This is a genomic window from Actinoplanes aureus, assembly GCF_015704865.1.
In the GTDB taxonomy this organism is placed as follows: domain Bacteria; phylum Actinomycetota; class Actinomycetes; order Mycobacteriales; family Micromonosporaceae; genus Actinoplanes; species Actinoplanes aureus.
Window position 1 is genome coordinate 234,390 of the sequence record NZ_JADQTO010000003.1, and the last position, 13,421, is coordinate 247,810.

The following is a 13,421-nucleotide window of genomic DNA, read 5'->3' on the forward strand; positions in this document are numbered from 1 at the left end:
CTGTCTATAAAACGGTCCGGTCCCATAGAGGGGATGCCATGTACCAGAACTACTTCGTCGTGGACGCGCACACCCACTTCTGGGACGGCAGCCCGGCCAACCAGATCAACCGGTACGGCGAGGGCTTCATCAAGTGCTTCTACGATTACCACGCCAACCTGTCGCCGGACGAGTACAAGTGGACCCTCGAGGAGTTCGAGCGCTACAGCGAGGAGCGCATGATCCGCGACCTGTTCGAGAACGGGTACGACGACGTCGCGATCCTGCAGTCCACCTACCTGACCGACTGGTACGTCAACGGCTTCAACACCACCGAGCAGAACGGGCGGATGGCCGAACGCCACCCGGGCCGGTTCATCGTCAACGGCCGGTGGGACCCACGGGACGGCGAGGCCGGTCTGGAGAAGCTGGAGCGGCTGCACGAGCGCTGGCAGCTGCGCGGCGTGAAGCTCTACACCGCCGAGTGGAAGGGCGACTCCAAGGGCTGGAAACTCAGTGACCCGTGGGCGTACCGGTATCTGGAGAAGTGCCAGGACCTGGGCATCCACAACATCCACGTGCACAAGGGCCCGACCGTCTACCCGATGAACCGGGACGCCTTCGACGTGGCCGACGTGGACGACGCCGCCACCGCGTTCCCCCGGCTGAACTTCATCGTCGAGCATGTCGGCCTGCCGCGCTTGGAGGACTTCTGCTGGATCGCTACCCAGGAGCCGAACGTGTACGGCGGCCTCGCGGTGGCCATGCCGTTCATCCACAGCCGGCCCCGCTACTTCGCGCAGATCATCGGCGAGCTGCTCTACTGGCTCGACGAGAACCGGATCCTGTTCGGCAGCGACTACGCGATCTGGCAGCCGAAGTGGCTCATCGAGAAGTTCGTGGAATTCCAGATCCCGGAGGACATGCAGGGCGAGTACGGGACGCTCACCCCGACGATCAAGAAGAAGATCCTGGGGTTGAACGCGGCGCGGCTCTATGACATCAAGGTGCCGGGCGAGCTCGATGTGCCCGACGAGCCGGTGGACACCGGCCATGCGGTCGGATCGGGACCGGTGTCGGCTGGTTCATCTGGGTCGGCTGGTTCATCTGGGTCGGCTGGGTCGGCTGGGTCTTCGGGAACGGCGCGATGATTCCGGTCCCGGCCGGCGGGCCGAGCGCGGCCGCGGCGGCGGCTTGGGCGGCCCTCGGCCGGGTCCGCGATCCCGAGCTGGACCAGCCGATCACCGACCTGGGTTTCGTCGCGAGCCTGCGGATCGAGCCCGGCCTGACCCGGGTGGAGCTTCAGCTGCCGACCTACTTCTGCGCGCCGAACTTCGCGTGGCTGATGGTCGCCGACGCCCGGGACGCACTGGCGTCCGCCGGCGACGGCCGGGTCGAGGTGGTGCTGCTCGACCATTTCGCCGCCGACGAGATCAACGCCGGGGTGGCGGCGGCCGGCGGCTTCGGGTCCCGCTTCGACACCGACGGCGGCGATCCGGTGCTCGCCGGGCTGCGCGAGACGTTCGACCGCAAGGCGCACGTCGCCGCGCAGGAACGGCTGGCCCGCGCGCTGGCTGCGCAGGTGGGGGAGCGGCTGCCGGACGTCACGCTCGCGGAGGCGGCGCGCTTGGCGCCGGACGCGACCGACGCGGTGGTCCGGCGCCGCGCGCGGCTCGGCCTGAGCAGCGAGTTCGCGATCTGCGACGAGCGGGGCGCGCCGGTCACGGCCGACCGGCTGCCGGGGTGGTTGCGCTTCGCCCGCACGGTACGGGTGAGCGTCGACGGCAATGCCGCACTCTGCCGAGGCCTGCTGGAAACCCGCTACGGCCCAACGCGCACCGACCCAGCGCGCACCGACCCAACGCGCACCGACCCAGCGCGCACCGACCCAGCGCGCACCGGCTCAGCGAGGTAAGTCCCTTCACCCGCCAACCCGGCCGGTGCGGGCCGCGCTCTCCAAGGCGACCGCGCGGCTCGCCCGGACCGCGCCGAGCCGGACGACCCGTTCCACCGCCCACCGGTCGGACCGCATCCGGCTGGTGGGCAGCGACACGGCGACCGCGCCCACGAACCGGCCGGCCGCGTCGTTGACCGGCGCGGCCATGCAGCTCAGCTCCGGCTGGAACTCGTTCACCTCGACGGCCAGCCCGGTCCCGCGTACCTGCCGGAGCTGACGCCGCAGCAGCTCCCGATCGGTGACGGTGGCCGGGGTGACCGCCGGCGTCCCGGTGCGGTCCAGGACCGCCTCCCGGTCGGCGGGCTCCAGGGTGGCGAGCATCAGCTTGCCGAACGCGGTGGCGTGCGGTGCCTCGTGGAAGCCGACACCGAGGGTCCGGATCCGCGGATGCGTCGGGCACTCGTCGACGTGCGCGACGATCATCTCGGCGTTGCGCAGCGCGGCGTAGTAGGCGGCGGCGTGGGCCTGCCGGTGCACCACCGCAGCGATCCGGCGCACCTCGGCCGGCGCCGCGATCTGCCGGTGCAGCGCCCGGGCCAGGTCGTCCACCCGGTGCCCCAGCGCGTACGCCTTCTCCTCGGCGAGATGGACCAGATAGCCGCCGGTGACCAGTGTGGTGAGCAGGTGGTACGTGGTCGGCAGGGTGAGACCGAGCGCGCGGGCCACGTCCCGGGCGGCGACCGGACCGCCCGCGGCGGCGACGTGGTCGAGCACCCGCATCGCCCGCTCGACGGACTGCAGCAGTCCGGCCCCTTTACCGCTCATGGTGCCAGCCTGCGTGCCCAGCCATGATGAGGGAACCCGGCCGACCCCATCCGCACAGACTCCATCAGCACAGAATGATTGGATCAACGATGATCTTCATTACCGCGAAGTTCCTGATCAAGCCGGAGCACGCCGACGACTGGCCGCGCCTCGCCGGCCCGTTCACCGAGGCGACCCGGGCCGAACCGGGCTGCCTCTGGTTCGACTGGTCCCGCAGCCTCGACGATCCGCGCGAATACGTACTCGTCGAAGCCTTCCGGGACGGCGAGGCCGGTGGCGCGCACGTCGGCTCGGCCCACTTCAAGCAGGCGCAGCAGGACCTGCCGAAATACCTGTCCGCCACCCCGAAGATCATCAGCCAGACCGTCGACCAGGACGATTGGTCCGAGTTGGGGGAGATGCGGGTAGCGGGGTGAGCTGTGGAGATTGAGCTGGGCGTCGCGGCGGGCGCGGGACCCACCCGCCGCGACAAGCTCAGGCCGGCAAGCTCAGGCCGGCAAGCTCAGGCCGGCAAGCTCAGGCCGACAAACTCAGGAGATGGCCGCGGCCACCGCCGGATACCACCTATTCGCGATCTTCACGTTGCCGGCGTCATTGGGGTGGACCCCGTCATACGTGTCCGTCGCGGTGTTGAACCCGGTCCACTGATCCACCACGGTGATCGGCGAAGCGGCCGTGCTCAACGAAGCCGCCCAGCCCGGAATCGCCGCGTTCAGGGTGACCACCCGCTGTCCACAGTCACCGCACGTAGGCGGTTCCAGCGGGATGATCTGCGCGACGATGATCTTCATGTTCGGGTTGGACGCCCGCATCTGCTCGACCAGCCTGGTGTACGCGGCCAAAATCGTCGCCGCGGGAATGTTGCTCCACGCGTCGTTCGTGCCGAAGTGCATCAGCACCACGTCCGGATCGGTCGCGGAGAGCCATCCGACGAGCTGGTTCTGATTGGCCACGTTGGTCACCAGGAACCCGCCGTGCCCCTCGTTCTCCCCGTCGTAGGCGAACCCGCAACCCTGCCCCGGCAGCGTGCCCACGAAGTCCACCTCGGCGGCCGGAAGCTTCTGCCAGAGCAGCGCCCGCCAGCACCCCGGCGACCCGGTGATCGAGTCACCCAACGCCATGATCTTCGTAGGTCCATCCTGAGGAGGCGTGGACTGCGAGGGCGAGGGCGATGACGGCGAGGGCGATGACGGCGAGGGCGAACTCGGGACCACTCCACCCGTGCACGCCACACCGTTCAGAGCGAACGACGACGGCACCGGATTCGACCCCGTCCACGACCCGTTGAACCCGACCGAAGCCTTCCCGCCCGCCGGGATCGACCCGTTCCAGCCCGCGTTACGCACCGTCACCTGTCCACCGGACTGCGTATGCGACCCGTTCCACAGTTGGCTGACCGTCTGCCCGGCGGTGAACGTGAACACCAGCGACCACCCGGTCACCGGATCGCCGAGATTGGTCACCTCGATGTTCGCGCCGAAGCCGCCCGGCCACTGGGACGACACGGTGTACTTCACCGAGCAGCCGGCGGCCGCGTCCGCCCTGGTAGCGGTGGCGACGGCGCCGGTGACGAGGAGGGCGCCGGCGGCGCCGAGGGCGGCCAGTCTTCGTCGATGCATGGGATGCCTCCGTGGGTGTTCTTGACGAGCGTGCGGGAACGGCGCACGCTGGGAGCGCTCCCATTAACGCACATCGATGTGAGGTTGGAGAATGGCCAGCAGCAGAAGAATCGCCGGGGCCCTAGCCGCAGTTCTCACGGCCGGCTTGGTTACAGCGGGTCCCGCCGGAGCCGCCCCGCCCTCGCCGCCGCTCACCGACGGTAAGCAGCGCGAGGCCCTGGACCGCGGTCTGATCAGTGTCCGGTCCGGCAGTGGAAACCTGGTCAGCTGGCGCCTGCTGGGCACCGACCCGGCCGGGGTCACGTTCAACCTCTACCGTGGCACGACCCGGATCGCCACCGGCGTCTCACTGACCAACCACCTCGACGCCGGCGCCGCGGCGAACCAGACGTACACCGTACGTCCGGTGATCGGCGGCGTCGAGCAGGCCGCGTCCCCGGCTTCGCTGAGCTTCGCCAACGGCTACCTCGACGTGCCGATCCAGAACCCGAACAGCTCGCTCTACGCCGCCAACGACGCCAGCACCGGTGACCTGGACGGTGACGGCAGGCTCGACCTGGTCCTCAAGTGGGAACCGCTGAACGCCAAGGACAACTCGCAGTCCGGCGTCACCGACCCGGTCTACATCGACGGGTACCGGCTGGACGGCACCCGGCTGTGGCGGATCAACCTGGGCCGCAACATCCGGGCCGGTGCGCACTACACCCAGTTCCAGGTGTACGACTACGACGGCGACGGCCGGGCAGAGGTGGCCATGAAGACCGCCGACGGCACCACCTCCGGGACCGGCCAGGTGATCGGCAACGCGAGCGCCGATCACCGCAACTCCAGCGGCTACATCCTCAGCGGCCCGGAGTACCTGACGGTCTTCAACGGGCAGACCGGCGCCGTCCGGTCCACCGTCGACTACGTCCCGCCGCGCGGCACGGTGAGCAGCTGGGGTGACTCCTACGGCAACCGGGTCGACCGCTTCCTGGCCGGAACGGCATATCTCGACGGCCAGCGGCCCAGCCTGATCATGGCGCGCGGCTACTACACCCGCAGCGTCGTGGTGGCCTGGGACTTCCGCAACGGCACCCTGACCCGGCGCTGGACGTTCGACAGCAGCAGTTCCACCAACTCCGGCACCGCCGGCCAGGGCAACCACCAGCTTTCCGTGGCCGACGTCGACGCCGACGGCCGCGACGAGATCATCTACGGTTCCCTGGCGATCGACGACAACGGCGCCCGTCTTTGGAACACCGGCCTCGGCCACGGCGACGCGCTGCACGTCGGCGACCTCGACCCGAACCGCGCCGGCCTCGAGGTCTTCAAGGTCGACGAGGACGCGTCGAAGCCGTCCTCCTGGTTCGCCGACGCCCGTACCGGTCAGATCATCTGGTCCACCCCGGCCGGCGGCGACAACGGCCGCGGCGTCTCCGCCGACATCTGGTCCGGCAGCCCCGGCGCCGAATCCTGGTCCTCCATCCCCAGCGGCGTCCGCTCCCCGTCCGGCGCCGTCGTCGCCAGCCGCAAACCCAGCTCCACCAACTTCGTCATCTGGTGGGACGGCGACGCCCAGCGCGAACTCCTCGACCAGACCCGCATCGACAAATACGGCACCTCGGCCGACACCCGCCTGCTGACGGCCTCCGGCGTGCACTCCAACAACGGCACCAAAGCCACCCCGTCACTCTCCGGCGACCTGCTCGGCGACTGGCGCGAGGAGGTGATCTGGCCGACCACCGACAACACCCGCCTGCGCGTCTACAGCACGCCGGTCACCACCGGCCTGCGCGCGGTCACCCTGCTGCACGACATCCAATACCGAACGGCGCTGGCCTGGCAGAACACCGCCTACAACCAGCCTCCGCACCCCAGTTTCACAATCGGATAAACCCTTTCCGGTACGCGTGACGCGGTCCCCAACCCCAGCAGCGGGTCCCCGCTCTCCCGGGGCGGCCACCAGCCCGCTCAAGGCTCCAACGCCCGCATCCGGCGAACGCGGGCGGTCCGGCCGGCGCGCGCCGCGATTGCCCACGCCGGCACGCGCGGGGAGGCAGGCGCCGGTGGAGGCGGGCCGCGGTGGAGGCGGGCCGCGGTGGAGATGGGCGCGGAGGCAGCTGGCTGCGGCCTCGCGTGGCCGCCGGTAGCGCGGTGTGTGGGATCGAGGCGCGCCGCGCGCCGAGCCCACACCTGCGGCAGCCGGCCCGAGGGAGCCGGGCCGGGTGCCGGACGCGTCCCGGAGTGCGGGGAGCCGAGGTTTTGGGGAACGGGACTCGGCTTCCCGGACTGCGGGGCCGGCGCGGAGCCGGGGATGGGAACGGGTCCCGGCTTCGCGCGCCGGCCGGGAGCGGATGGTGGGTCACCGCTCCCGGAGAAGGCCCGCACCGCCCAGGTCTCGGATGGAGGCGTCCAGGACCTGGGCGGTGTGGGCCAGGGCGATCGTGCGGCCACGATCCCCGGCAGCACGATCGCCGGCGGCACGGTCCACTGCGGCACGGTCCACTGCGGCACGGTCCACTGCGGCACGGTCCACTGCGGCACGGTCCCCGGCGGCACCGTTCCCGGCGGCACGGTCCTCGGCGGCACGGTCCTCGGCGGCACGGCGGCGTATCGCGGCGGCGACCTGCATGAGGCACCCGGGGTTCGCGGTGACCAGCAGGTCAGCGCCGGTGTCGAGAACCGCGCGGGCCTTGCGATCGCCGAGTTCGGCGGCCGGCACGGGGTTGAGGACGTTCCACACGCCGGCCGAGCCGCAGCAGATCTCCGGGTCGGCGATCGGGCGCACCTCGAGGCCGGGGATGCCGGCGAGCAGGGCGCGCGGCTGGGCCCGGATGCCCTGCGCGTGCCCGAGATGGCAGGCGTCGTGGTAGGCGACGGTGATCGGCAAGGCGTGCCGGCGGGCGACCGGACCCAGCTCGACGAGGAGTTCGGCCAGGTCGCGGACCTTCGCGGTGAAGGCGGCGGCCCGGGACGCGTACGCCGGGTCGTCGGCGAGCAACTCGTCGTACTCCTTCAGCGACGACCCGCATCCGGCGGCGTTCACCACGAAATAGTCCATGCCGGTCGATTCGAACGTGTCGATCAGCTTCCGCGCGAACCGCTGCGCCTCGGCCCGCCGGCCGTTGTGCACGCTCAGTGCCCCGCAACAGCCCTGCCCGGACGGAATGAGCACGTCACAGCCTTCGGCCGCGAGCACACGTACGGTAGCGGCGTTGACGTCCGGGAAGAACGCCGACTGCACGCACCCGGTCAGCATGCCCACGATCGCACGCCGGGTGCCGCGCGCCGCGACGCGGCGCGGCAACCGCCCGGATGAGCCCGGCCCGGCGCGCAGCCGCGGCGCCAGGCTTTCCAGCGTGGCCAGGGTGGGTGCCAGTCGTTCCAGCAGGCCGGTCCGGCCCACCAGTTTCTGCAAACCCGATTTCTGGTACGCCCACAGCGGCCCCCGCAACAGCCGCAGCCGCCGCGGGTACGGGAAGAGCGCGAAGATCGCCGCACGCAGAGCCCGGTCCTTCGCGCCCCGCTCGTGCCGGCGCTCCACCTGGGCGCGGGTGTCCTCGATCAGCCGGTCGTACCGCACCCCGGACGGACAGGCGGTCACGCACGCCATGCAGCCGAGGCACCGGTCGAAGTGGGTGACCATCGAGTCGCTCAGCGGTTCCCCGTCGATGCCCTGCCCGATCAGATGGATCCGCCCGCGCGGGGAATCCATCTCCTCGCCCCACAGCACATAGGTGGGGCAGGTGGTCAGGCAGAACCCACAGTGCACACAGTCCGACACGAGCTCGGCGCGCGGCGGATGGTCGCCGTCGAAGGCCGGACCTCCGGACGGCGGCCCGGTCCGCTCGGCGGCCCGCAACGCGTCGGGTGGGGGAACGCCGGTGCCGTGCGTGGCGTCGACGTCAGCCATCACATTCCTCCCGAAGGTCCGTTGCAAACGGCGGGGCGGGCATCAGATGCCGCCTACGAAGCGGCCCGGGGCGAACCGGTGCGCCGGGTCGAACTGGTCCTTGACCCGGCGCATCAGGGAGAGGCCCGGCACCGGGCCCCACAGGTCCAGGGTGTCCCGGACGCTCTCCGGCGCGCTCAGCACGACGGCGTGGCCGCTCGCCCGGACGGCGGCCGCGCGGACCAGCTCCACGCGGCTGTGCGGGTCGCATCCCTCCACCGGGAAACCCGCGTAGAGCACGCCGGCTCCGGCCGAACCGGTGACCGTGGCGCCGGCGCCGACCGAGGTGGCCACCAGCGCTGGCACCTGGGAGAGGACGCCGGTCAGTTTGACCGTGACGTCGCCGGGCGGCTGGACGCCCCACCACGGCGGAGGTTCTTCGGTGATCTCGCCGCCGTCGAGCAGGCCGGCCACCGTCTCGGCCCGGTCGCGCACGCCGGACGCGGTTCCCTCCAGCAGGACGGCGATCTCCGGGTCGGCGCCGGGCGCGGCGTGCACCTCGATCGCGGTGGCCGCCAGCTGGGCGGCGAGGATGCGGGCCACGTGGCCGGGTGGCGCGGTCGCGCGTACGAAAAGGGTCGCGGCCGGCTCCGGATGCAGCCGGAACACGCACTCGGTGATCAGCCCCAGGGTTCCGAAGGAACCGGTGTAAAGCTTGCCCAGGTCGTAGCCGGCGACGTTCTTGACCACCTTGCCGCCCGCCTTCGCGATCTTCCCGTCGGGCCGGACCACGGTGATGCCGATCAGCAGGTCCCGCGCGGTGCCGTAGCGCAACCGGCGCGGGCCGCTTCCGTTCGCCGCGACCGTGCCGCCGGCGGTCGCGCCGGCCGGCGCGTCCAGGACGAGCTGCTGCCCGGGCAGGCTGTGCAGCTCGGCCATCGGGGTGCCGGCCCGGACCACGGTGATCAGGTCGCCGGCGGCGTGCTCGACCACCCCGGCCAGCCGCCGGGTGTCGATGATCAGATCGAGGTCGCGGGGCGGGTTGCCCCAGTGCAGCTTGGTGCCGCCGCCGCGAATCACCACGGCGAGGTCCTGCGCGGCGGCGATCAGCGCGGCCGCCTCCTCGGTGTTGGCCGGTGCCGCGACCATCCGGGCCGGCACCCCGCCGACCACGTCGTCGTCGCCGGCCTTGACCGCGAGGTCGTCCAGCACGCTCATCGACCCGCTCCCCACGAGGTCTTGCTACATCCGGCGGCGGCACGCATCAGAACACCTCTCCGAGACCGGCCTCTTGCAGCGGATGGGCGCCCTGATGCCGCCCGGGTCGTTCGCCGCACAGCCGTGGCGTGGGGAAGACCTTGCCGGGGTTGGCCAGGCCGTCCGGGTCGAAGGCGCACCTGACCAGCTGCATGGTGTCCAGGTCGGTGTCGGTGAACATGCGCGGCATGTAGCGGGCCTTGTCCACGCCCACGCCGTGCTCACCGGTGATCGATCCGCCGTGTTCGATGCAGAGGTCGAGGATGGCGCCGGAGACGGTTTCGGCGCGTTCGGCCTCGCCGGGCACGCGGGCGTCGAAGAGGACGAGGGGGTGCAGGTTGCCGTCGCCGGCGTGGAAGACGTTCGCCACCCGGACACCATGGCCGGCCGCGACCTCGTTGATGCGGCGCAGCACCTCGGGCAGGGCGGTTCGCGGGATGACCCCGTCCTGGACGATGTAGTCCGGGCTGATCCGCCCGACCGCGGCGAACGCCGACTTGCGGCCACGCCAGATCAGCTGCCGTTCGGTGTCGTCGGCGGCGACCCGGATCTCGAAGGCGCCGGCCTCGTCGCACAGCCGGGTCACCTCGTCGAACTGGGCCCGCACCTCGGCGTCCGGCCCGTCGAGTTCGACGATCAGCACGGCACCGGCGCCGGCCGGATAGCCGCAGTGCACGGCCGCCTCGGCGGCCTCGATGGAGAGCACGTCCATCATCTCGATCGCGGCCGGCACCACCCCGGCTGCGATGATCGCCGAGGTGGCGGCGCCGGCCTGGTCGGTGGAGGCGAAGGCGGCGAGCAGCGTACGGACGGACTCGGGCAGCCGGGTGAGCCGTACGGTCACCTCAGTGGCGATCCCGAGCGTGCCCTCCGAGCCGACGAACGCGCCGAGCAGGTCGTAGCCCGGCGTGTCCGGGGCGGCGCCGCCGAGCTGGACCTGCTCACCGTCGGGGGCGACGACCTGCAGCCCGGTCACGTGGTTGGTGGTGAACCCGTACTTGAGGCAGTGTGCACCGCCCGAGTTCTCCGCCACGTTGCCGCCGATCGAGCAGATCTGCTGGCTGGACGGGTCCGGCGCGTAGTAATAGCCGTACGGCGTGGCGGCCTGGGTGACCTGCAGATTGATCACGCCGGGCTGGACGACGGCCCGCTCGTCCTCCGGGCGCAGCTCGACGATGTCGCGCAGCTGCGACGTCACGATCAGCACCCCGTCGGCGTGCGGCAGGGCGCCGCCGGACAGGCCGGTGCCCGAGCCACGCGCCACGAACGGCACCTTCGCGTCCACGCAGGCGCGGACCACGATCGCGACCTGCTCGGCGGAGCGGGGGAGTGCGACCAGCGCCGGGATCACCTTGTAGTTGGCCAGGCCGTCGCACTCGTACGTCCGCAGCTGCTGCCGGTCGGTGAGCACCTGGTCCGGGGCCAGCCCGGCGCGCAGCCGGGCAGCCAGCGCATCGATATCGCTCATCGCGCACCTCCTCGGCGAAGCTGCTTACCGCCACGCTAACCGTGATCGACGCCGCGCGCGACGCCGGGATCAGTGCCGGGATCAGCGCAGGCATCGACGCCGCGCGCGACGCCGGGATCGGCGCAGGGGTCGACGCCGCGCGTGACGCGGGGATCGACCCCGGGATCAGCTCCGGGGGAGCAGCCAGTGCCGTTCGGTCGTCCAGCCGGTCAGCGGTCGCGTCCGCCCGCCCTCGACGACCTCGCGCAGTCCGGCGACGGCCGGAGCGAGCGGCCCGCGCTCCGGCAGTTCCGCGACGAACCGCCGGGCGCCGCCGTCCACCGACAGATGGAAGATCATCTGCCGCCAGGCGTAGGCCAGGTCCTTCACGGTCCGGTACGCGTTCGGTCCGGCCAGCCGCCCCGACAGCTTCTCGGCGAGGGCGAAACAGCGGGCCGCGCCGTCCGGGGCGAGCCGTACCCCGGCCCGGTGCACCAGCGTGGCCAGGTTGTGCGTGGTGAGGATCTGCGCCTGTTCGATCACCATGCCGTTCTGCGCCGGCCGGCCCCGCTCCTGCCGCACGCCCGCGCGGTCCCGGCACAGCTGCGCGAACCGGGCGGAGACCGGTGGGCCGGTGACACCCCAGGCGGGCCGGACGTCCTGGATGAAGGCGACCGCCGCGTAGTCGATCCCGTAGTACCGCGCGTAGATCGTGCCGGACAGCAGCTCACCGGCGATCTGCGCGGCGTTCAGGAACTTCGCGGCGAACCGGCCGTCGAAGATGTCCGCCGCCAGCTCCTCCACCCACGGCAGTCCCAGCTCGGCCTCCCGGCTCAGCGTGGTCAGCTCGCGGACCATCGGGTTCGGGATCAGCGTCGCCGGGAAGGTCCGCACGGTCAGCTGCCCGAGCCGGCGCAGCGTGGCGGCGGCCGCACCGCGCGTGCCGTCCCCGGCCGTCCGGTGCGCCGCGACCGCACGCACCCATGGCAGTTCCCCGGGTCGCACCTGCGACTCCAGGCCGGTGAGCAGCAGCGAACGCCGCCCGCGGAAGGCCAGATAGCCGGCGGCCATCAACTCCCGCAGAGCCCGGTCCGGGTAGCCGGCGGCCACCGCCTGAGCGGCCATCCGCGGCGCCAGACCGGCGAGGACCTCGGCCGACGGCACCAGCCCGGCGTCGACGAGCTCCTCGACCGGAGCGGCCAGGGCACGCCGGACCACCGCCCGGACAGCCGGCGGCACCTCACAAACAGGCACGCCGGCCGGGTCAGCACCGGGCGTGGCGGGGGCGCGCGTCACGGCGTACCCCGGCTGGGTTTCCGCCATGTGCGCGGCCGGCGGCAGGGTGATCGGCGCGACCAGCTGCGCGATCTCCGTGGTACCGGTGTGCTGGGGGAGCGCCGCCAGGCGCGCCGCGACTGCGTGTGCGATCAGGTGGTGTGGCGGGAGCGCGGCGTCGGCCGCCTGGCGGGCCCGCAGCGCGGCGTGCGCCGGGCTGCCGGGCGTGCCGCGGCGCCGCACCATCGCGTCGGTCACCGTCTGCACCAGGCCGCGCCGCCAGGGCCGCCCGGCCAGGACGTCGGCCAGCGCGGTGCGCAGCGTGGTCAGGTTCGCCTTCGGGCCGGCATGCCGCCGGCTCGGCGGGCTCACCGCCGCGAGCCGCGGATATTCGGCGAGGAGGGCGTGCGCGTCGCGCTCGAAGTCCGGACCGAGATGTACGCCGATCCGGCCGTCCCCGGACGTGCGCAGCCACAGCTCGAGAACCCGGTCGGCGTAGCCGTTCCAGACCTGGAGGGTGCCGCGCATGGTCTCGATCCGCGGCCGAGGGCTGCGGTGCTCCAGGGCCGTGCGCACCTCGCCGACCGTCGTCCGCCACACCACGTCCGAGCCGAGACCGGACGCGGGCGCGGGTTCCGGTGCGAACCGCAGCCGGTCCCGGTACGGCCCGATCGCCGCCAGAAGCAACCGGATCGCCTCGTCGCCGCGAGCCCGCGCGAGCTCAGCCGCCTGGTCCTGCGCGGTCTGGTCCTGCGCGGCCTGGTCCTGCACAGCCTGGTCCTGAGCGGCCCGGTCCGGTGCGGCCTGCTCCTGCGCGAGCCATGCCAGCACCGGCAGGGCGGTCTCCTCCGGCGCGCTGAGGCGGTATCCGCCGGTGGTCACCATCTCGGTCAGCTCACGCAGGCCCTCTTCGCCCAGGCGGTGCTCGAAGATCGCGGTGCGGGTCCGTGGCAGGTCGTGGCGTCGCGCGTACTCGATCTCCCAGGGTGTGAGCGGACCGCCGGCCGCGGCCGCGCCGGTCGCGAAGCCGCCGTGGATCACCTCGGGGGTGACCCAGGCCGGCAGGCCGGCGATCGGCGTGCGCGACCCGATCGTCAGCTCGCCGCTCAGCATCCCGGACAGCACCGCCGCCCAGCGGGCGATCCGCTCGCGGGCGCGTTCGCGGGTCGCCTCGTCCGGGTGCGATGCGGCCGTCTCCGCGGCCTTGGCATGCTGTGCGGCCGGATATCCGGAGTTGATCTGGTTCAT

Annotated in this window: 10 protein-coding genes; 4 read left to right on the forward strand and 6 right to left on the reverse strand. The window is 72.0% G+C overall.

The features are described from left to right. The first annotated feature begins 38 nt into the window (after positions 1-38). Entirely contained in the window at positions 39-1,130 is a 1,092-nt protein-coding gene (locus tag I4J89_RS06960; RefSeq protein ID WP_196413007.1) for an amidohydrolase family protein, read from the forward strand. After that, on the forward strand, positions 1,127-1,894 hold the full coding sequence (locus I4J89_RS06965) for an iron-sulfur cluster assembly protein (RefSeq protein WP_196413008.1): 768 nt from the start codon (positions 1,127-1,129) through the stop codon (positions 1,892-1,894). The genes I4J89_RS06960 and I4J89_RS06965 overlap by 4 nt, the downstream gene beginning before the upstream one ends. A 6-nt stretch (positions 1,895-1,900) precedes the next feature. Here the strand turns inward: I4J89_RS06965 and I4J89_RS06970 are convergent, their stop codons facing one another. Further along, positions 1,901-2,701: an IclR family transcriptional regulator gene (locus tag I4J89_RS06970; protein ID WP_196413009.1), complete on the reverse strand. Its 801-nt coding sequence runs from the start codon at positions 2,699-2,701 to the stop codon at positions 1,901-1,903. A gap of 89 nt (positions 2,702-2,790) precedes the next feature. On the opposite strand from I4J89_RS06970, the gene I4J89_RS06975 reads away from it, so the two are divergent. Next, positions 2,791-3,117: a putative quinol monooxygenase gene (locus I4J89_RS06975; RefSeq protein WP_196413010.1), complete on the forward strand. Its 327-nt coding sequence runs from the start codon at positions 2,791-2,793 to the stop codon at positions 3,115-3,117. Between the two features lie 114 nt (positions 3,118-3,231). Here the strand turns inward: I4J89_RS06975 and I4J89_RS51420 are convergent, their stop codons facing one another. Then, on the reverse strand, positions 3,232-4,320 hold the full coding sequence (locus tag I4J89_RS51420; RefSeq protein ID WP_196413011.1) for a cellulose binding domain-containing protein: 1,089 nt from the start codon (positions 4,318-4,320) through the stop codon (positions 3,232-3,234). A 91-nt stretch (positions 4,321-4,411) separates the two neighbouring features. Between I4J89_RS51420 and I4J89_RS06985 the strand changes: the two genes are divergently transcribed. Further along, positions 4,412-6,196 carry a rhamnogalacturonan lyase gene (locus I4J89_RS06985; RefSeq protein ID WP_196413012.1) on the forward strand — a complete coding sequence of 595 codons (1,785 nt, stop codon included), beginning with the start codon at positions 4,412-4,414 and terminating at the stop codon, positions 6,194-6,196. Positions 6,197-6,664: 468 nt separating this feature from the next. On the opposite strand, the gene I4J89_RS06990 is transcribed toward I4J89_RS06985, so the two are convergent. The 4 genes from I4J89_RS06990 to I4J89_RS07005 form a co-directional block, all read right to left on the reverse strand. After that, complete coding sequence (locus I4J89_RS06990; RefSeq protein WP_230858482.1) at positions 6,665-8,215, reverse strand: (Fe-S)-binding protein; 1,551 nt, start codon at positions 8,213-8,215, stop codon at positions 6,665-6,667. Between the two features lie 42 nt (positions 8,216-8,257). Further along, positions 8,258-9,412, reverse strand: a complete 1,155-nt coding sequence (locus I4J89_RS06995; RefSeq protein ID WP_196413013.1) for an FAD-binding oxidoreductase — start codon at positions 9,410-9,412, stop codon at positions 8,258-8,260. A 46-nt stretch (positions 9,413-9,458) separates the two neighbouring features. Next, the gene (locus I4J89_RS07000; protein ID WP_196413014.1) at positions 9,459-10,919 is read right to left on the reverse strand and encodes an FAD-linked oxidase C-terminal domain-containing protein; all 1,461 of its coding nucleotides are present in this window, start codon (positions 10,917-10,919) and stop codon (positions 9,459-9,461) included. Positions 10,920-11,084: 165 nt separating this feature from the next. After that, the gene (locus tag I4J89_RS07005; protein ID WP_196413015.1) at positions 11,085-13,421 is read right to left on the reverse strand and encodes a hypothetical protein; all 2,337 of its coding nucleotides are present in this window, start codon (positions 13,419-13,421) and stop codon (positions 11,085-11,087) included.

Excerpts from the sequence above, each read along its gene's own strand:
- I4J89_RS06960 (WP_196413007.1), top strand. The coding sequence starts at position 39 with ATGTACCAGAACTACTTCGTCGTGGACGCGCACACCCACTTCTGGGAC.
- I4J89_RS07000 (WP_196413014.1), bottom strand. The coding sequence starts at position 10,919 with ATGAGCGATATCGATGCGCTGGCTGCCCGGCTGCGCGCCGGGCTGGCC.
- I4J89_RS06970 (WP_196413009.1), bottom strand. The coding sequence starts at position 2,701 with ATGAGCGGTAAAGGGGCCGGACTGCTGCAGTCCGTCGAGCGGGCGATG.
- I4J89_RS07005 (WP_196413015.1), bottom strand. The coding sequence starts at position 13,421 with ATGAACCAGATCAACTCCGGATATCCGGCCGCACAGCATGCCAAGGCC.
- I4J89_RS06975 (WP_196413010.1), top strand. The coding sequence starts at position 2,791 with ATGATCTTCATTACCGCGAAGTTCCTGATCAAGCCGGAGCACGCCGAC.
- I4J89_RS06995 (WP_196413013.1), bottom strand. The coding sequence starts at position 9,412 with ATGAGCGTGCTGGACGACCTCGCGGTCAAGGCCGGCGACGACGACGTG.
- I4J89_RS51420 (WP_196413011.1), bottom strand. The coding sequence starts at position 4,320 with ATGCATCGACGAAGACTGGCCGCCCTCGGCGCCGCCGGCGCCCTCCTC.
- I4J89_RS06965 (WP_196413008.1), top strand. The coding sequence starts at position 1,127 with ATGATTCCGGTCCCGGCCGGCGGGCCGAGCGCGGCCGCGGCGGCGGCT.
- I4J89_RS06990 (WP_230858482.1), bottom strand. The coding sequence starts at position 8,215 with ATGGCTGACGTCGACGCCACGCACGGCACCGGCGTTCCCCCACCCGAC.
- I4J89_RS06985 (WP_196413012.1), top strand. The coding sequence starts at position 4,412 with ATGGCCAGCAGCAGAAGAATCGCCGGGGCCCTAGCCGCAGTTCTCACG.